The 18,212-nt window shown below is 75.1% G+C and carries 12 protein-coding genes; 8 read left to right on the forward strand and 4 right to left on the reverse strand.

Annotated elements, in window-relative coordinates; genetic code table 11:
* Positions 1-265 precede the first annotated feature (265 nt).
* Complete coding sequence (locus ACH45N_RS23780; protein WP_397398425.1) at positions 266-688, forward strand: hypothetical protein; 423 nt, start codon at positions 266-268, stop codon at positions 686-688.
* Here ACH45N_RS23780 and ACH45N_RS23785 read toward each other — a convergent pair.
* The gene (locus ACH45N_RS23785) at positions 636-3,803 is read right to left on the reverse strand and encodes an FtsK/SpoIIIE domain-containing protein (RefSeq protein WP_397398426.1); all 3,168 of its coding nucleotides are present in this window, start codon (positions 3,801-3,803) and stop codon (positions 636-638) included. The two genes, ACH45N_RS23780 and ACH45N_RS23785, sit on opposite strands and share 53 nt — an antisense overlap.
* 402 nt (positions 3,804-4,205) lie before the next feature.
* Here ACH45N_RS23785 and ACH45N_RS23790 point away from each other — a divergent pair, with 402 nt between their 5' ends.
* The 3 genes from ACH45N_RS23790 to ACH45N_RS23800 are packed head-to-tail and all read left to right on the forward strand — an operon-like array spanning position 4,206 to position 10,385.
* Entirely contained in the window at positions 4,206-5,018 is an 813-nt protein-coding gene (locus tag ACH45N_RS23790) for an ABC transporter ATP-binding protein (protein WP_397398427.1), read from the forward strand.
* Positions 5,019-5,059: 41 nt separating this feature from the next.
* The gene (locus tag ACH45N_RS23795) at positions 5,060-7,633 is read left to right on the forward strand and encodes an ABC transporter permease (protein ID WP_397398428.1); all 2,574 of its coding nucleotides are present in this window, start codon (positions 5,060-5,062) and stop codon (positions 7,631-7,633) included.
* Between the two features lie 55 nt (positions 7,634-7,688).
* On the forward strand, positions 7,689-10,385 hold the full coding sequence (locus tag ACH45N_RS23800; RefSeq protein WP_397398429.1) for an FtsX-like permease family protein: 2,697 nt from the start codon (positions 7,689-7,691) through the stop codon (positions 10,383-10,385).
* Positions 10,386-10,390: 5 nt separating this feature from the next.
* Here the strand turns inward: ACH45N_RS23800 and ACH45N_RS23805 are convergent, their stop codons facing one another.
* Positions 10,391-11,086, reverse strand: coding sequence for a response regulator (locus tag ACH45N_RS23805; RefSeq protein ID WP_377227852.1), 696 nt, complete (start codon positions 11,084-11,086; stop codon positions 10,391-10,393).
* The gene (locus ACH45N_RS23810) at positions 11,079-12,539 is read right to left on the reverse strand and encodes a sensor histidine kinase (RefSeq protein WP_397398430.1); all 1,461 of its coding nucleotides are present in this window, start codon (positions 12,537-12,539) and stop codon (positions 11,079-11,081) included. Before ACH45N_RS23810 ends, ACH45N_RS23805 begins: the two co-directional genes overlap by 8 nt.
* Positions 12,540-12,692: 153 nt before the next feature.
* Here ACH45N_RS23810 and ACH45N_RS23815 point away from each other — a divergent pair, with 153 nt between their 5' ends.
* Genes ACH45N_RS23815 through purE form a run of 4 tightly spaced genes read left to right on the forward strand, consistent with a single transcriptional unit; the run spans position 12,693 to position 16,537 of the window.
* The gene (locus ACH45N_RS23815; protein ID WP_026366105.1) at positions 12,693-13,376 is read left to right on the forward strand and encodes a response regulator transcription factor; all 684 of its coding nucleotides are present in this window, start codon (positions 12,693-12,695) and stop codon (positions 13,374-13,376) included.
* A gap of 4 nt (positions 13,377-13,380) precedes the next feature.
* A complete protein-coding gene (locus tag ACH45N_RS23820) occupies positions 13,381-14,736 on the forward strand; it encodes a sensor histidine kinase (protein WP_397398431.1) in 1,356 nt (451 codons plus the stop codon).
* A gap of 11 nt (positions 14,737-14,747) precedes the next feature.
* Positions 14,748-16,031: a 5-(carboxyamino)imidazole ribonucleotide synthase gene (locus ACH45N_RS23825; RefSeq protein ID WP_397398432.1), complete on the forward strand. Its 1,284-nt coding sequence runs from the start codon at positions 14,748-14,750 to the stop codon at positions 16,029-16,031.
* Complete coding sequence (purE, locus tag ACH45N_RS23830; protein ID WP_397398433.1) at positions 16,028-16,537, forward strand: 5-(carboxyamino)imidazole ribonucleotide mutase; 510 nt, start codon at positions 16,028-16,030, stop codon at positions 16,535-16,537. The genes ACH45N_RS23825 and purE overlap by 4 nt, the downstream gene beginning before the upstream one ends.
* Before the next feature lie 81 nt (positions 16,538-16,618).
* Here purE and ACH45N_RS23835 read toward each other — a convergent pair whose 3' ends face one another.
* Positions 16,619-18,208 (reverse strand): LCP family protein, encoded by a 1,590-nt coding sequence (locus ACH45N_RS23835; protein ID WP_397398434.1) that lies wholly within the window; start codon positions 18,206-18,208, stop codon positions 16,619-16,621.
* Between the last annotated feature and the right edge of the window lie 4 nt (positions 18,209-18,212).

Consider the following 18,212-nt stretch of genomic DNA (forward strand, 5'->3'; position numbering starts at 1 on the left):
ACTTCCCACCGTCCGGCTCGCCACGAGGGAGCATCGTCGTCGTGCGTCTGGGGCGCGCAGGTCTGGTTGTGGATCGTTTTCCGATCCCTGAACGCCAGGCGGCGACCGACGGGGGTGTGTTCGGGGGTGTGTGGGATTGCTGCATCTAGGTTCACACGCTCGTGAACGCTCGCACAAGGGGTTACGGCGAAGTTTCTGGGCCATGAACCCTGAGGTATCCGTCACACTATTGTGAATACCCGTCCCGCAAGTATCCTAGTCCGTCGTGCCCGTACTGGAAGCCTTTTTCGCGCCTCGTGTCCCGCCGTTTCTTCGTGCCCTCGTGATCGGCGTCGTGGCCGAGGTGATCGGCCTCGTTGCGTTCGCTCTGGTGCTCCTTGGCGAACTCATTACGGGCGGTTCCATGTCGGTCGGAGTGAGCCTCTTTCTGGTTTTGTTCCTCCTGGGAGTCGCCTGGGTTCTCGTGGTGTGCTGCCGTGCACTTCTCGCGGGTCGTCGGTCCGGTCGCGGACCCGTCGTGACCTGGCAGCTCTTTCAGATCATCGGGTCGATCGCGGCGATCGGGAGCGGTAGCGGACCCTCCGTCCCGGGCGGGTGGGCGGCCCTCGTGATCGCGGTGGGCGTGGCCGTGCTGCTCATGACGCCTTCCGTCGTCGCGGCGACGTCCGGGACCCGCTCGGAGGACTGATCACCCTCGGCCGGTCCGGTCCGGTCTGATCCGGTGGCGCGGCCTCCGGCTCCAGCACCTGGCACAGCACCGGATCGCCCCGGCCGCACCAGGCGGCCCGGCCCGGCGGCCCACCCGCACCCGCGAGCGTCGCCGGCGCCCCGAGCACGACGTCGGCCGCGCGGTCGGCGCTCAGCAGCACCAGGTGCGGTCCGAAGCGCGCGGCCAGGCCGCCCACGGACGGGCCGTCGGCCGTGACGGCGAACGTCACGCCCGACCGCAGCGCCGCGACGGGCAGGGTGGCGCGCACGTCCTCGACGCCGTCGATCAGCACCAGCGTGCGGGGTGCCGTGGGCTCGCCGGACAGCAGGCGGCCCAGTGCCTCGGCGTCGTCCGGGTGGCTGGTGCCGGCGTAGCCGGGACGGTCCCGGAGCGCTCCCAGCCCGGCGGCGTCGCGGGTGACCCCGTGGACCCGCCAGCCCTGGCGCAGCGCCGCCAGGGCCACCGTGACCAGGGCTGTCGTGCGGCCCGACCGGGCCCGGCCGAGCACCGCGAGGTGGCCGTCCCCGGGGCGCCAGGCGATCGTCGTGCGGCGCTGCCGTTCCGGGTCGTCGCCCAGGGCGAACGTGAGGCCGTCCCGGTCGCGCCGGGTGCGCGGGGGCAGGTCGGCGGCCCCCGCGGACCGGGGGAGCGGCGGCAGCCAGGGTGGCGCGCCCGGGCGATGGCCCAGCGTCGTGGCGGCACGGCGGACGGCGTCGACGACCAGCGTGGCGACGTCCGGTCCTGGGGTGTCCGGGACGGCGGCGCGTCGTACCGCCGCACGGCCTGCCGTGTGCGCGGGTGCGCGGCGCACCAGGGGCGGTCGTGCCTCGGGCGGCATCGTGACGTGTGCGCACTGGAGCAGGACGGGTGGCGTCGATCCGATGCGCAGCACGGCCCGTCCCGGCGTCGTGCCCGGGAGGTACGCGGCGGCGGGATCGTCGATCACATCGCGCGACTCCAGCGGATCGGTGACCCGGAGCGCCAGCCGGGCGCTGACGTTGGCCCGCAGATCCGGTCCGACGGCACCGCCCGGCCGCTGGGTGGCGAGCACCAGGTGCACGCCGAGCGACCGGCCCTGCGCCGCGATGCGCAGCAGCGCCGGCAGGAACGCGGGCAGGTCGTCGGCCAGGGCGCGGAACTCGTCGATCACGACGACCAGCCGGGGCAGCACGCCCGGCGGGAGGGCGACGACGTCGGCCGCGCCGTGCTCGGCGAGGATCCTTTCCCGGCGCCGCAGCTCCGCGCGCAGCCCGGCGAGCGCCCGTGCGGCCAGGCCGGGTTCGAGGTCGGTCACCTGCCCCACCACGTGCGGCAGCCGGCCGCAGGCGCCGAGGCTCGCGCCGCCCTTGAAGTCGACCAGCACGAGCGCGACGTCGGCGGGCGACCGGGCCAGCGCCAGCCCGAGCACCAGGGTCTGGAGCAGCTCGGACTTGCCCGACCCGGTGGTGCCCGCGACGAGCAGGTGCGGTCCGTCCCGGACCAGGTCCAGAGGCACGGGCGCGCCGTCCGCGCCGAGACCGAGCGGCACGGACCAGGCGTCGGCGCGCGCCCAGCGAGCGGCGACCTGGTCCGGCCCCGGGATCTCGTCGAGACCGTGCGCCCTGGTCAGGGGCACGGCGGCGGGCAGGCGCGGGTCGTCGGCGTGTGCCGTCGCGAGGCTCCGCCGGGCATCGGGGGTCCCGGGGAGGGCACTGCCGGTGCCGCCGTCGACGAGCGCGTGGCCGGTCTCGCTGCCGCTGCCGGCGGTCGAGCCCCGCAGCGTGCCTGCCGTCCGGCCGAGCCAGGCGGCGCCCGCCAGCAGCCGGGCCAGGTGGTCCGCCCACTCGGCGCTGACGCCGACCAGCGGCACGGTCCGCGCGGCGCCGTCCGGCCCCGTGATCCGGACCCGACGCGCGTCGAGCACCTGGATCACCGCCCGGCAGCCGGGCGGCACGGCCCCGACGGTCACCACCAGGTGGGCGGACGGCGGCGCGGGCCCGCCCGCGGCACCGCCTGCCACGCCGCCCGACCCGCCGTCGACCACCTGCACCGACGCTTCGCCGTCGGGGAGCCAGCGGACCCAGGACCAGCCCGGGGCGTCGCCGTCGACCCGCACGGCCGTGCCCCGGGCGGCGAGCCCGGCGACCAGCGCGCGGGCGACCGACCGGGCGAGGTCCGCGGGGCCGAGCACGGCGACCGCGCCGTCCCGCAGCAGCGCGGCCCACGGGCCGTCCGGTGCTGACGGGAGGTCCACCGGTCCGGGCAGCGCGCCGGAGGACAGCGCGCCGGAGAACAGGACGCCGGAGAACAGGACGCCGGAGGGTCCCGCACGACTTGCCCGGACGGCCGCCCCGGCCGCCCGCGCCGCCGTCCAGGCGCCCGGCGAGACGTGGAGCGCGGCGTGCGCGAACGCGAGGAACCGTGCCGGCCCGGGCAGCTCGCGCGCCCCGCCCAGCGCGGCGGTCCGGCCCGCCGTCCGCTGCCGGGCGGCGCGCAGCTGCGGGACGGCCACCACCAGGCCTACCAGGGCGAACACGGCCAGGACCGGCTGGCGCAGGACCGCCGCGAGCACCAGCGACGCGATCGCGGGGAGCAGCACGAGCGGCCACGCGACGCCGCCGGGCGCGGCGGACGCCGGCCGGGGCGCGAGCAGGTCGGCCGGATCCCGGGACCGGCGGATCGCGAGCCGTCCGCCCCGGCGCAGGCGGGCCGCTGCGCGCAGGGCCGCCCATGGTCCGTCGACGCGCACGACCGTCCCGGCGTCGGGTCCGGTCACCCGGACGACCAGCCAGGCCCCACCAGGACCGGCGACGCCGAGCCGGGCCCCCGCATCCGCCCGGAACCCCGCCCCGGCCCCCGGATCCGCCCCGGCGTCCTCCGGCCGCCGCACCCGCAGCACCGCGCCGGGCAGCAGTGGGCGCGCGCCGACCTTCTGGTCGTCGGTCAGGCGCACACCGTCGACCGTCAGCGGCGCCCACCGCAGCTCGGGGCGGCGGACGAGCGCGGCCAGCGGCGCGCGTACGGCGCCGAGGCGCGTGCCCGGTCGCAGGAGCACGTCCTCGCCCGGGTGCAGGGTCAGGCGTACGGCGCCGTCGGACGCCGAGGTTGCGGTCATGCCCCCCAGCCTGGCCACGGGTTGGCGCGTCCAGGGCCCTGACCAGGGTTTCTGTGCACGACCCCGGTTTCCACAGGCTCTTCGTCGCGCTCCCTGGGGCACAACCCCTGGGGGACTGCCCCTACCCGGGGCTGACGAGATGTACGACCAAGGGATGACATGACCAGGGAAGGATCAGGCCGACGCCCGATGTCCAGACCGGCCCCGGCTCCGTAGGTTCGTAGCTGCCGGCCGAACCGGGGTCCTCCCCGGGAAGGCCGGACCACTTCCGGGCCGCGGACGGGACAGGTTCCCGCAGGCGACGCCCGGCGCGTGCCGCCACCGGCGACCCGTGCAGCACGCAGCAGCGCCAGCATCCGGCAGCGCCAGCATCCAGCAGCGTCGATCACCGAGGAGAATCTCGTGGACACCACCGTGTACGTCCCGGCGGACCAGCCGGCTCCGGGTTCGGGCAGGGCCGCCCGTGCCGTCCGAGCCAGGAACCTGACCAAGACGTACGGCAAGGGTGAGGCGATCGTGCGCGCCCTGGACGGCGTGGACGTGGACTTCGAGCAGGGCCGGTTCACCGCGATCATGGGCCCCTCGGGTTCGGGTAAGTCGACCCTGATGCACCTGCTGGCCGGTCTGGACTCCGCCACCGGCGGGCAGGCCTTCCTCGGCGAGACCGAGATCACCGGCCTGAACGACAAGGCCCTCACGCGTCTGCGGCGCGACCGGATCGGGTTCGTGTTCCAGCAGTTCAACCTGTTGCCGATGTTCACCGCCGAGCAGAACATCACGCTGCCCGTCGAGCTGGCCGGGGCGACCCTGGACCGGGCGTGGCTGAACACCCTGGTGGAGACCCTGGGTCTGACCGGGCGGCTGACCCACCGCCCGGGTGAGCTCTCGGGTGGGCAGCAGCAGCGTGTCGCGATCGCGCGTGCGTTGATCGCGCAGCCGGACGTGGTGTTCGCCGACGAGCCCACGGGTAATCTCGACTCCCGGTCCGGTGCGGAGGTCCTGTCGTTCCTGCGTCGTTCGGTGCGGGAGCTGGGTCGCACGATCATCATGGTCACCCATGACCCGTCCGCGGCCGCGTATGCGGACCGGGTGGTGCTGATCGCCGACGGCCGGATCGCGGGTGACATCAGCGACCCCACGCCGGAGTCCGCGATGGCCGGGCTGGACGCCCTGCGCACCCTGGAGCCCGCCGTCACCACCGGGGCCGGCGCCTGATGGCCGGGACCGCACCGGCGGCACGCCTCACCCTCGCGCAGATGCGCCGCAGCCTCGGACGCCTCGCGTCCGCGGGCATCGCGATCACCATCGGCACCGCGTTCGTCGCGGCGACCCTGCTGGCCGGCAACGTCATCACGCGCACGACCTACGACCAGGTCGCGGCGGGCCTCGCCGACTCCGACCTGGTGGTCTTCGACGACAACGAGTCCCTGACGGACGCCGACGTCGAGGCTGTCCGGGGCGTCGAGGGCGTCGTCGCCGCCGACCCCCAGGCGATGTCCTACACCGAGCTCAACCACGCCGGCACCTCGATCTTCCAGGGCATCGTCGGCACGGCCTCGGACGAGCGGCTCACCCCGCTCGAGCTGTCCGACGGCGCCTGGCCCGCCACGGCCGCCGAGATCGCGCTCCCCGCCGACGTCGCCGACCGCCTCGGCGTCGGCCTCGGCGACGAGGTCGCGTCGTCCCGGTGGGTCGCGGGCGAGCCGGTCGTCGCGGACGACGGCAGCGAGACGTACGAGGGCGGGGAGGTCGTCGACAAGCTGACGGTCACCGGCCTCGTCGACGACCCGTACGCCGCCTACGGCGCGATGGGCGGTGCCGCCGTGGTGGCGCAGCAGACCCTCGCGCGGTGGCTCGCGGACGAGGCGGGGCCCGACACCGAGCCGACCGCCGGCGCCGTGGTCGTCGCGCTCGACCCGTCGGCCGACGCCGACGCCGTCGACGAGGTGCGTGCCGCCCTGGCCGCCGCCGTCCCCGCGGCCACCGACGTCACCACGACCGAGGAGTACGCCGAGAAGTCGGTCGCCTCCATGTCGGGCGGCCAGGACATCATCTTCCTGGTCTTCGTCATGACGTTCGCCGCCGTGGCCCTCGTGGTCGCCGGCCTGGTCATCGCCAACACGTTCCAGGTGCTCGTCGCCCAGCGCGCCCGCACCCTCGCGCTGCTGCGCTGCGTCGGTGCGACGACGGGGCAGCTCTACCGCAGCGTGCTCCTGGAGGCGGCGATCCTCGGCACCGTCGCGTCCGTGACCGGGATCGTCCTCGGCTCGGCGCTGGTCCAGGCGGGGCTCATGATCGCGCCGGCCTTCGACCTCGGCGTGCCGCTGCCCCAGGCCATCACCCTGAGCTGGCCCGTGTTCGTCGCGCCGCTCGCCGTCGGCATCGTCGTGACCCTCGTCGCCGCCCTGACCCCCGCCCTCGCGGCAGCCCGGGTCGCGCCGCTGGCCGCGCTCCGGCCGAGCGACGCGCCGACCCTGCAGAAGGGCGCCGGGCGCCTGCGCGCCGTCTTCGCCGTCCTCGCGACGGTCGGCGGCCTCGCCGTGCTCGGCCTGGGCGTCGCGCTCGGGCTGTCGGGCACCATCGACCTCGGTCTGCTGGCCGCCGTCGGCGGGGGCACGGTGTCGCTGATCGGCGTGATCGTCGGCTCGGTGTTCTGGCTGCCCAAGGTCGCCGCGGGCATCGGCCGGCTGGTCGGCGCGGCGGGCCCGTCGGCCCGCCTCGCGGCGGCGAACACCCTGCGCAACCCGCGGCGGACGGCGGCGACGTCGACCGCGCTGCTCATCGGCGTCACCCTCGTCGGCATGATGACGACGGGCGCGGCCAGTGCCCGCGTCTCCATGGACAACGAGCTCGACGCACGGTACCCGGTCGATCTCGAGGTCGCGTCCACCACGTACGACGACGACGGCCAGCAGGCCGCCATGCCGTCGGTCGTCACGAACGCCGTCGACGGCGTCCCCGGCCTGCGGGGCGTCACCGAGGTCACCTCGGTCACCGCGACGACCGACGACGAGAACGGGTCGGTGGTGCCCGCGATCGCCGTGGCGCCCGACGCGCTGCGCGCCGTGGTGAACACCCCCGACGCGCTCGGGGACCTGCGGCCGGGCACGCTCGTGGTCCCCGACCAGGTCGCCACCAGCTACGGGCTCGAGGGCCTCGACGAGATCGAGCTGACGGGTCCCGGCGGCACGACGACGCTCGACGTGGTCGGCAGCGACGTGCAGTACGCGTGGGCGTTCATGGTGCCGGAGGACCTGGCGGCCATCTACCCCGACCTGCGGCCGAACCTGGTCTGGGCCGGTGTGGCGGACGGCGAGGACGTGGCCGCCACCGTCGCGGCGGTGCAGGACGCGGTGTCCACCACCGACGAGGTCGTGGAGGTGACCGGCGCGGTCGTCGAGCGGAACACGTTCCAGCAGGTGATCGACGTGATCCTCGGGATCGTCGTCGGACTGCTCGCCGTCGCGGTGCTCATCGCGCTGATCGGCGTGGCCAACACCCTGTCGCTGTCCGTCATCGAGCGGACCCGCGAGAGCGCCATGCTCCGGGCGATCGGCCTCTCGAAGGGGCAGCTCCGGGCCACCCTCGCCATCGAGGGGATGCTCATCGCCGGGGTCGGCGCCGTGCTCGGCGTCCTGCTCGGCCTGCTGTACGGCTGGGCCGGCGCCGCGACCGCGCTGTCCGTGATGGGCGAGGTGCCGCTCGTGGTCCCGTGGACCGACATCGCGCTGGTGCTCGGCGTCGCCCTGGTCGCGGGGCTGGTCGCCTCGGTCGTACCCGCGCGGGCCGCCGTGCGCACCCACCCCGTGGCGGCGCTCGCCGCGGAGTAGCGCCCGGCACGGACGGTCAGCACGCAGCAGCCGCGACGACCCGAGGAGAGATCCCGTGGACCCCCATCGTGTACCTCCCGTCGGGCCGGCCAGGCCGCGCGTGCTGACCGTCGGCCCCACGGTCCGCCTCACGTTCGCGCAGATGCGGCGCAGCCTCGGCCGGCTCGCGGCCGCGGGGCTCGCGGTGCTCATCAGCACCGCGTTCGTCGCGGCGACGCTGCAGGCCGGGACGGTCGTCACCCGCACCACGTACGACCAGGTGGCCGCGCAGTACGCGGACGCGGACCTCGTCGTCTTCGACCGGGCGGGCACGATGACGCCGGCGGACGTCGACGCGGTGCGCGCCGTCGAGGGTGTCGCGGCCGCCGACGGGTTCCGCGGCACCTACGTGGAGCTCGCCCACGGCGGCCGGACGGTCCGCCAGTCGCTCGTCGCCGCGCCGTCCGACCCTCGGCTGACGCCGCTGGTGCTGGCCGACGGCACCTGGCCGGACGGCCCGGACCGCATCACCCTCCCCGTGGACGTCGCGGAGCTGTTCGGCGTCGGCGTGGGCGACACCGTCTCGTCGACCCGCTGCCTCCGGGCCGGCAAGGCCGGCGCGGGCAGGCCCGGCGCGGGCGGGCCGGGCCTCGGCGAGCGCGGCGCCGAGTGCTACGGCGGCCAGGAGGCCGTCGAGACGCTCACGGTCTCGGGCCTGGTCGACGACCCCGTCTCGGCGTACGCCGCGGGCGGCGGGGTCGCCGTCGTCACCCCGGCGGCACTGGGACGGCAGCTCGCCGGGTCGGCGGCCGGGGCGGCGTCCGGCCAAGCGTCCGGCATGCGCACCGTCGTCGTCGCCCTCGACCGGCCGGGCGACGAGGCCGCCGTCGCGGACGTCCGGGCCGCCCTCGCCGCGGCCGTCCCGTCCGCGACCGGCGTCACCACCCCCGAGGAGTACGCCGAGGACGTGGTGGCGGGGATCTCCGGCGGCCAGAACATCGTCTACCTCGTGTTCGTCCTGGCCCTCGCCGCCGTGTCCCTGGTGGTGGCGGGCCTGGTCATCGCCAACACGTTCCAGGTGCTGGTGGCGCAGCGGTCGCACACCCTCGCGCTGCTGCGCTGCGTGGGGGCGGGCACCGGGCAGGTCCACCGGAGCGTCCTGCTCGAGGCGGTGGTGCTCGGTTCGGTCGCCTCGGTCGCGGGGATCGTCGTCGGCTCGCTGTTCGTGCAGGCCGGGCTGCTGGTCGCGCCGGCCTTCGACCTCGGGGTGGCCCTGCCGCGGGCCGTGCCGCTGACCCCGACGGCGTTCCTCGTGCCGCTCGCGGCCGGGCTGCTGGTCACCCTCGCCGCCGCGGTCGCCCCGGCGCGCGCCGCGTCGCGGGTCGCCCCGCTCGCCGCGCTGCGCCCGGCCGCCGGCCTCGACCCGGCCGGGACCGGCCGGGCCCGCGCGGTGTTCGCGGCGTTCGCCACCCTGGGCGGGCTCGCGGTGATGGCCGCCGGTGTCGCCCTCGGCCGGTCCGGCAGCATCGACACCGGGCTGTTCGCCGCGGTCCTGGGCGGCTCCGTGTCGCTCGTCGGGATCATCGTGGGATCCGTCTTCTGGCTGCCCCGCGTCGCCGCGCTGTTCGGACGCCTGGCCGGCGCCGGGGGCGCCACGGCCCGGCTGGCCTCCGCCAACGCGCTGCGCAACCCCCGGCGGACGGCGGCGACCTCCACCGCCCTGCTCATCGGCGTCACCCTGGTCTCGATGATGACCACGGGCGCCGCCAGCGCGCGGCTCACGATGAACGACCAGCTCGACGCCCGGTTCCCCGTCGACCTGCGCCTCACCAGCACCGCGCACGCCGCCGCCGGCGCCGCGGCCGCCGTGCCCGCCGTGGTCACCGACGCCCTGGCCGGCGTCCACGGGCTGGGCGCCGTCGTCCCCGTGACGAACGCGTCGGCCCGCCGGGCGGACGGGGGCACGCCCGTGCAGGTCGCCGCCGTCGACCCGGCGGACCTGCGGTCCGTCGCCAACACCCCCGCCGACGCCGACCGGCTGCGGCCGGGCACGATCGTCGTGCCGCAGCGGGCCGCCACGCTGTACGACCTGGTGGGCGTCGACACGCTCGTGCTCACCGGTCCGGGCGGCCGCGTGACCCTCGACGTCGTGCACAGCGGCTCCCGCTCCGACCGCGCCTACCTGACGCCCCAGGACCTCGCGGCCTTCGCCCCGGGCCTGGCCGCCGGCGAGCTGTGGGCGCAGGTCGACGACGACCGCGACGCCGCCGACGTCGTCTCCGCCGTGCAGGCGGCGGTCTCGACCACGGGGGAGACGGTCGGCGTCACCGGGACGGTCGTCGAACGGTCCGCCTACCAGCGGATGGTCGACGTGATCCTCTCCATCGTGGTGGGGCTGCTCACCGTCGCCGTGCTCATCGCGCTGGTCGGCGTGGCCAACACACTGTCGCTGTCCGTCATCGAACGCACACGCGAGAACGCGATGCTGCGGGCCATCGGGCTCTCCCGCGGCCAGCTCCGGGCCACGCTCGCCGTCGAGGGCATGGTCATCGCGGGCGTCGGTGCCGTGCTCGGCATCGTGCTGGGCCTGGTCTACGGCTGGGTGGGCGCCACCACGGCCCTGTCCGTGCTCGGCCAGGTGCCGCTGGTCGTCCCGTGGACCGAGGTGGGGGTGGTGCTCGCCGTCGCGCTCGTCGCGGGGCTGCTCGCCTCCGTGGTGCCCGCCCGCGCCGCCGTCCGCACGCACCCGGTCGCGGCGCTCGCCGCCGAGTGACCGGGTCAGGCGCCCGGGCGGACCAGGCCCGTCTCGTACGCCGTCACCACGGCCTGGACGCGGTCGCGCGCGTCGAGCTTCGCGAGGATGCGGCCCACGTGCGTCTTGACGGTCGCCTCCGCGACGAACAGGTCCGACGCGATCTCCGTGTTGGACCGCCCGCGCGCCATGAGCACCAGGACCTCGCGCTCGCGGCCCGTGAGGCCGGCCAGCGCCTCCTGGGGGCCCGCCGCCTCCTCGGGCGGCAGCGCCGTGACCAGGCGCTCCATCAGCCGCCGCGTGGACGACGGCGCGATCACCGCGTCGCCCTGGTGCACCGTGCGGATCGCCGTGAGCAGCTCCTCCGGCTGGGCGTCCTTGAGGAGGAACCCGCTGGCACCGGCCCGGATCGCGTCGAGCACGTACTCGTCCAGGTCGAACGTGGTGAGCACGACGACGCGGGGGTCGCCCGCCGCCACCCCGCCCTCGCCCAGCAGCGCCCGCGTCGCGGACAGCCCGTCCATGCCCGGCATGCGCACGTCCATCAGCACCACGTCGGACGCCGTCGCGGCGAGCAGGCGCAGCGCGTCGCGGCCGTCGTCGGCCTCGACCACCACCCGCAGGTCGGGCTGGGAGTCGATCACCATCCGCAGCCCGGCGCGGACCAGCGGCTGGTCGTCGACCAGGGCGACCCGTACGGGTGTGTCGAGGGCGTCAGTCATCGTTCTCCTTCGGCGTGGTGCTCGGTTCGGTGGTGGGTGCGCCGGGCGCGACGGGTTCGGCGGGCTCCGCGGGGGTGGCCGGCTCGGGAGCCTCGGCCCGTGGGATCGGTACGACGAACCGCACCGAGAACCCGCCGCCGCCGCGCGGCCCGGCCGTCAGCGTCCCGCCGAACATCTCGGCGCGCTCCCGCATCCCCAGCAGGCCGAAGCCGGCCGCGGGCTGCGGCTCGGCCGCGTCGGCGGACCCGGCCGCGGCCAGCCCACGGCCGTCGTCGTCCACGCGGAGCTCCACCTCGTCCTCGCCCCAGCGCAGCAGCAGGGTGACGGCGGGCCGGGGGCCGGCGTGCTTGCGCACGTTGGTGAGCGCCTCCTGGCACACCCGGAACAGCGTGAGCCCGACGCCGGGCGGCAGCCGCCGCTCCACGCCCACCCGGGCCCAGGAGACCCGCAGGCCGTCGGCCCGGGCCTGGTCGACGAGGTCGCGCAGGTCCGTGACGTCGGGCTGGGGGCGCAGGGGCGCCCCGCCCTCCGGGACCGCGACGGCGGCCCCCGCGCCCCCGGCCCGGTCGGCGTCCGGACCGAGCGCCGCGCCGCCGCCGCCCGTGCCGGACGCCGACCGGGGGCGGCGCGACGACGCACCGTCCGGCGCCACCAGGCCCAGCGGGATGCCGCCGTCGTCCGGGCCCTCGCGGAGCACGCCGAGCAGCCGGCGCATGTCGGCCAGCGCCGCGCGGCCGGTCTCGGCGATGGTGCCGAGCGAGCGCTGGGCGGCGGCCGGGTCGGCGGCCGCGGCGTACCGTCCGCCGTCGGCCTGCGCGATGACCACGGACAGGGAGTGCGCCACGATGTCGTGCATCTCGCGGGCGATGCGGGCCCGCTCGGCGGCGGTGGCGATCTGCGCCTGCTGGTCACGCTCGATCTCGAGACGCTCGGCGCGGTCGCGCAGCGCCTCCATCATGAGGCGGCGCGACCTGCGCACCAGGCCCAGGGCGAAGGCGGTGGCCAGCAGCGAGCCGGCCCCGATCATCGTGGGGATCCCGTGCGCGAGGCTGCTGCCGAAGTTGATCCAGCCCGAGATGCCCAGCGTCAGCACCCCGACGACCGCGGCACCGCCGGCCGCCAGGTACGACCACCGGGGCCCGTACACGGTGACGCAGTACAGCGACACGAGCACGACGAGGTCCGCGGGCAGGACGACCGGCACCCCGAGGAACGTCATGTGCACCATGCAGGCGACGAAGACGAGCGCGCAGGAGATCACCGGACGGGTGCGGCACCACGGCATCGGGGCCAGCACGGTGGCGGAGATGATGATGGCTTGTGTCGTCGGTCCGGACGAGTAGAGGTCGGTCGAGGTGACCAGCGCGAGGAGCCCGAACAGGACGGTCCACGTGAGGTCCACGAGGAACCTGTGCCGCTCCGTCCACCCCTGCCACCGCTCGTACCAACCCATGCAGGTCAGAGTAGGTGGAACCGTTGCGCCGGCGCGTCATACCGTGGTAGCACTTGCGCCATGGCGGTGTCAGCCGAAAGGATTCGGTATGACGGCTGTCAAGAGCCGTGACCGGGTAGCGCCAGAGCGTCGGTTATGCCCTACGATGGCGAAATGACTCACGTACTCCTAGCCGAGGACGACCCGGCCATTGCCGAGCCGTTGGCACGAGCGCTCTCCCGTGAGGGATACGACGTCGTCGTGCAAGGAACCGGCAAAGGTGCGATCGAGAGCTCGACCGGTGCGGACATCGTCGTTCTGGACCTGGGCCTTCCCGACATGGACGGGCTCGATGTCGCGCGCGAGATCAGGGCCAACGGCCTCACCGTGCCCGTGCTGGTGCTGACCGCCCGTGCCGACGAGGTCGACCTCGTCGTGGGCCTCGACGCCGGTGCCGACGACTACGTCACCAAGCCCTTCCGCCTGGCCGAGCTGCTCGCCCGTGTGCGGGCGCTGCTGCGCCGCTCGCACGGCGAGACGGGCGAGGAGGAGGAGCTGCACGCGCAGGACGTCCGTGTCGACGTCTCCGCGCACCGCGCCTTCCAGGGCGACCGCGAGCTGCACCTGACCACCAAGGAGTTCGACCTGCTGCGCGTCCTCGTGCAGAACGCCGGCTCCGTGGTCGTCCGGGACACGCTGATGCGCGACGTGTGGGGCTCCGACCCGGTCGGTTCCACCAAGACGCTGGACATGCACGTGTCGTGGCTGCGCCGCAAGCTCGGTGACGACGCGAACGCCCCGCGCTACGTCTCCACCGTGCGCGGCCTCGGCTTCCGTTTCGAGATCGGGGCGAGCTAGCCAGATGCGCGCCCGCGTACTGCAGGCGACGATCGCCGCGGTTGCGGTCGCGGTCCTGCTCCTGGGCATCCCGCTCGCGATCTTCGGTGCCCGCTACATCTACGGCCAGGAAGAACAGCGGGTCGAGACCCGGGTGCAGGACCTCCTGGCTTCCTCCGTCAACTCCTACGAGCGCAACCGCTCCGCCGCCGAGGCCGGGTTCGTGGACCAGTCGGTCCTGGACCGGGCGGTGCAGCCCCAGGCCAACGACATCGTCGCCTACGTCACGGTGAACCAGCCGAACGGCGTGCAGCTCACCTCGGGCGAGCCCATCGCCGGCGCGACGATCGAGCGGGGCCTCATCTCCGAGGAGCAGCCCGTGATGGGCGTGCTGGTCTCGGTCTCGGCCTGGCCCGCGTACATCAAGGCGATCAACGTCGTGGTGCTCGTCGTGTTCGGCAGCGTGGGTGCGTTCGCCGCCGGCGCCGTCACGGCGGCGTGGCAGGCCAACCGGCTGGCGCAGCCCTTCGTGTACCTCGCGGCGTCGGCGGAGCAGCTCGGCGCGGGACAGGTGCGCCCGCGGCTGGACCCCTCCGGGGTGGAGGAGATCGACCTGGTGGCGGCCGAGCTGGCCCGCAGCTCGGACCGGCTCGCGGCGCGGCTCGCGGTGGAGCGGCAGTTCACGTCCGACGCCTCGCACCAGCTCCGCACCCCGCTCACGGCCCTGACGATGCGCCTGGAGGAGATCACGCTCACCTCCAGCGAGCCCGAGGTGCAGGAGGAGGCCCGGATCTCGCTCGAACAGGTGGAACGCCTGGTCGGCGTGGTCGACGACCTGCTCGCCCGCTCCCGGCGCGCGCAGGGCGGCACCACCGAGTCGGTGGACGTCGCCGTCGTCTTCCTCCAGCAGGAGGAGGAGTGGCGCGAGTCCTTCGAGCGGGCCGGCCGCCACCTGAACGTCGAGGACTCCGGCGGCGCCCGCGTGCTGGCGACCCCGGGTGCGCTCGCCCAGGTGCTGTCCACGCTGCTGGAGAACTCGCTCAAGCACGGCGACGGCACCACCACGCTCCGGATCCGCGAGGGCCAGCGTGGTGCGATGGCCATCGAGGTGACGGACGAGGGCGACGGCGTGCCCGAGGACATGCAGGGCAAGATCTTCGAGCGCGGCGTCACGTCCGGCGCGGGGACCGGCCTGGGGCTCGCCCTCGCGCGCGACCTCGTCGCGGCGGACGGTGGCAACCTGCAGCTCACGCAGCGCACCCCGCCGGTGTTCTCCGTGTTCCTGTCGGGCGTGCCGAAGACCCTCGACCCGCACCAGGTGCTGCCGGTGGGGTCGAAGATCTCCACCCTCGGTCAGAAGAAGGTGCGCGGCCGCCGGTAGGCTTCACCGACGTGAGTGCAACAGAGTTCCGTCAGTCCGGCCCACCCGTCGTAGCAGTCGTCGGCGGCGGGCAGCTCGCCCGCATGATGGCCCCCGCCGCCGGCGAGCTGGGCATCCGGCTGCGCGTCCTGGTCGAGGACCCGGCGTCGTCCGCGGCGCAGGTCGTCACCGACGCCCCGGTCGGCGTCGCGTCGGACGAGGCCGCGATCCGCTCGCTCATCGCGCCGGACGGCGACCGCGCCGCCGCCGTGCTGACGTTCGAGCACGAGCACGTGCCGAACGCGCTGCTCACGGACCTGATCGAGCACGGGACGCCCGTGCGGCCCGGCCCGCACGCGCTGGTGCAGGCGCAGGACAAGATCGTGATGCGGCAGCGCCTGACCGAGCTCGGCGTGCCGTGCCCGCGGTGGGCGCCGCTCCCGGCGTCGTCTCCCGAGGAGGGGCGGGCCGTCCTGGCGGCCTTCCTCGACGAGGTGGGCGGCAGCGCCGTGGTGAAGACCTCCCGCGGCGGGTACGACGGCAAGGGCGTGCGCGTGGTCACGTCGCCGGACGACGTCGCCGACTGGTTCGCGGCCGTGGCCGACGGCGGCCCGCAGCTCCTGGTCGAGGAGAAGGTGCCGTTCACGCGCGAGCTGGCCGCGCTGGTGGCCCGGCGTCCCTCCGGCGAGGTGCGGCCCTGGCCCGTCGTGGAGTCGATCCAGCGGGACGGCGTCTGCTCCGAGGTGATCGCCCCCGCGCCCGGCCTGTCCGCCGGCCTCGACGCGCAGGCCCGGCAGATCGCGGCGACCGTGGCCGAGGGTCTCGACGTGACCGGCGTGCTGGCCGTCGAGCTGTTCGAGGTGCCCGGGCCGGACGGGGCGCCGACGGTGCTGGTCAACGAGCTCGCGATGCGCCCGCACAACAGCGGGCACTGGACCATCGACGGCGCCGTGACCAGCCAGTTCGAGCAGCACCTGCGCGCCGTCCTGGACCTGCCCCTGGGTGCCGCCGAGCCGACGGCCACCTGGACCGTCATGGCGAACGTGCTGGGCTCCACGCTGGACGAGCTCACCGACGCGCTGCCGGACGTGCTCGCCGCGTTCCCCGAGGCGCGCGTCAACCTGTACGGCAAGGGCATCCGCCCGGGCCGCAAGCTGGGTCACGTGAACGTGAGCGGCGACGACCTGGACGAGGTGCGGCGCCGGGCCGTCGCGGCCGCGGCGCTGCTGCGCGGCGAGACGCCGGCCGACGCCGTGCCCGCGGACGCCGTGCCCGCCGTCGTAGCCGTGACCACCGAGGAAGAGGCGAACGCATGAGCACCACCCCCCAGGTCGGCATCGTGATGGGGTCCGACTCCGACTGGCCCGTCATGCAGGCGGCGGCCGAGGCGCTGGGCGAGTTCGGCGTGCCCGTCGAGGTCGACGTGGTCTCCGCGCACCGCATGCCCACCGAGATGATCGACTACGGGCGGCAGGCCGCCGGCCGGGGGCTGCGCGTGATCATCGCGGGCGCGGGCGGGGCCGCGCACCTGCCCGGCATGCTGGCGTCGGTGACGCCGCTGCCCGTGATCGGGGTGCCGGTACCGCTGAAGTACCTCGACGGCATGGACTCCCTGCTCTCCATCGTGCAGATGCCGGCGGGCGTGCCGGTCGCGACGGTGTCGATCGGCGGGGCGCGGAACGCGGGTCTGCTCGCGGCGCGGATCCTCGCGTCCGGCGGGGGCGACGAGGCCGCGGCGCTGCGCGCGCGCATGGAGGCGTTCCAGGAGGAGCTGAGCAAGGTGGCGCACGCCAAGGGCGAGAAGCTGCGCGCCCAGCTCTGATCCAGTCCGCTCCCGCAACGTGTCAGACGCCCAGGTCCCCCGAGGGACCTGGGCGTCTGACACGTCCGGGGCGGGTGCGGGTCAGGAGCCCGGCACGCCACCGATCTTCTCGCCCGCCGCGTACTTGCCGTCGCGGACCTTGGCCCAGAACTCGCCGGTCTGGTTCTCGTCCAGCAGCACCGCCGAGGCGCCCGACGGCGTCCGGTAGTTGATCGTCGCGATCGGCGGGGTGCCGGTCACGCCGTCGTCGCCGTTCGCGGACCGGAAGGCCAGCCCGAGCATCGCGATGTCGATGATCCCCGTGTCGGTGTCGGTCACCACGGCCGCCAGGCCGGCGTCCGCGAGCCCCACCTGGGAGGCCGGGTTGAGCAGCACGCCCGGGTCGGCGACCTTCTTGCCGATCTGCGCGATGACCTGCTGCTGACGCTCCGCGCGGCCGATGTCGCCCTTCGGGTCGGAGTAGCGCATGCGGGAGAACGCGAGGGCGGTCTTGCCGTCCGCGACGTGGCAGCCCTTCTCCCACTTGAGCTTCGACTTCACGTCGTGCACGTCGTCGGGGTAGCACAGCCGCACGCCGCCGACGGCGTCCACGACGCCCGAGACGCCGCCGAAGCCGACCTCGACGTAGTGGTCGACGGTCAGGCCGCTGAGCTGCTCCACGGCCTGGACCAGCATCGGCGCGCCGCCGTAGGAGTACGCGGCGTTGATCTTGTTGCTACCCGAGCCGTCGGGCATCTCCGCGAACGTGTCGCGGGGGATCGAGATGAGCGCCACCGGACCCGACCGCGGCTTGTGCAGCAGCATGATCGTGTCCGTGCGGGCACCGCTCGTGGAGTCGTCGATGCCGCCGCTGCCGCGGGCGTCCGAGCCCGCGAGCAGGTAGGTGGTGCCCGGGGTGTTGTCCGCGCCGGAGAGCGCCTCGACGTGCTGGATCTTGCCGTTGGCCCAGATCAGCAGACCGATCGGCCACGCGAGGACCGCGAGGAGCACCAGCACCGCGATGACGCCGGCCACGCGGCCCTTGCGGATGCGGATATTGCTGCCGCCGCGCCCGCCGGAGGCGAGGGCGCCCTGCTGCGGGTAGCCGCCGCCCCGGCCGTTGCCGCCGGGTGCGGGACGGGGCGCGCTGCGCACCGGCGTCGGGCGCACGGGCCCGGCGCTCGCCCGGACCGGGCGGCCCGGCGGGATGGCCTGCGGCGGCTGGCCGCCGGTGCCCGGCGGCGCCAACCGCGGTGGGATGGACCTCGGCACCTGCCCGGCGGACTCGCTGCGCGCGGGCAGCCCCGACCTTCGTGGTGGAACGGGCGGGGGATTCGTCCCCCTGCGCTCGCCGGACACCGGTACCTCCCGTGAAGACTGTCGACGGATACGTGGTTCGTAGCGCGCCTCGTCGGAGCCTTCCGGCCGTCCGATGCGGTGGGCGCCACCGACGCCGGGAACCCCGACGCCGGGCGTCTCCGCATTAGCGGGTCCGCCCTGCTGCTGCTTGCTCGACGCCGCGCCGGGGACGGTCCGCGGGCGCTCGCCCGTGTCACCGACCGGGATCGCGTCGTCGGCGCCCGGACGCCCGCTCCTCGCGCCCTGGGGCGTGAAGCTGGGCGGGATCCGGACACGCGTGACGTCGTCGTCGGCCTGCGGGGCCGAACGGTTCGACGTTCTGGGATCTGACATGGGC

It is taken from the genome of Promicromonospora sp. NPDC019610, from assembly GCF_044389365.1.
Lineage (GTDB): Bacteria > Actinomycetota > Actinomycetes > Actinomycetales > Cellulomonadaceae > Promicromonospora.

Bases quoted from the DNA above. Each gene is read 5' to 3' on its own strand.
- ACH45N_RS23785 (WP_397398426.1), bottom strand. From the start codon at position 3,803: ATGACCGCAACCTCGGCGTCCGACGGCGCCGTACGCCTGACCCTGCAC.
- ACH45N_RS23795 (WP_397398428.1), top strand. From the start codon at position 5,060: ATGCGCCGCAGCCTCGGACGCCTCGCGTCCGCGGGCATCGCGATCACC.
- ACH45N_RS23805 (WP_377227852.1), bottom strand. From the start codon at position 11,086: ATGACTGACGCCCTCGACACACCCGTACGGGTCGCCCTGGTCGACGAC.
- ACH45N_RS23810 (WP_397398430.1), bottom strand. From the start codon at position 12,539: ATGGGTTGGTACGAGCGGTGGCAGGGGTGGACGGAGCGGCACAGGTTC.
- ACH45N_RS23815 (WP_026366105.1), top strand. From the start codon at position 12,693: ATGACTCACGTACTCCTAGCCGAGGACGACCCGGCCATTGCCGAGCCG.
- ACH45N_RS23820 (WP_397398431.1), top strand. From the start codon at position 13,381: ATGCGCGCCCGCGTACTGCAGGCGACGATCGCCGCGGTTGCGGTCGCG.
- purE (WP_397398433.1), top strand. From the start codon at position 16,028: ATGAGCACCACCCCCCAGGTCGGCATCGTGATGGGGTCCGACTCCGAC.
- ACH45N_RS23835 (WP_397398434.1), bottom strand. From the start codon at position 18,208: ATGTCAGATCCCAGAACGTCGAACCGTTCGGCCCCGCAGGCCGACGAC.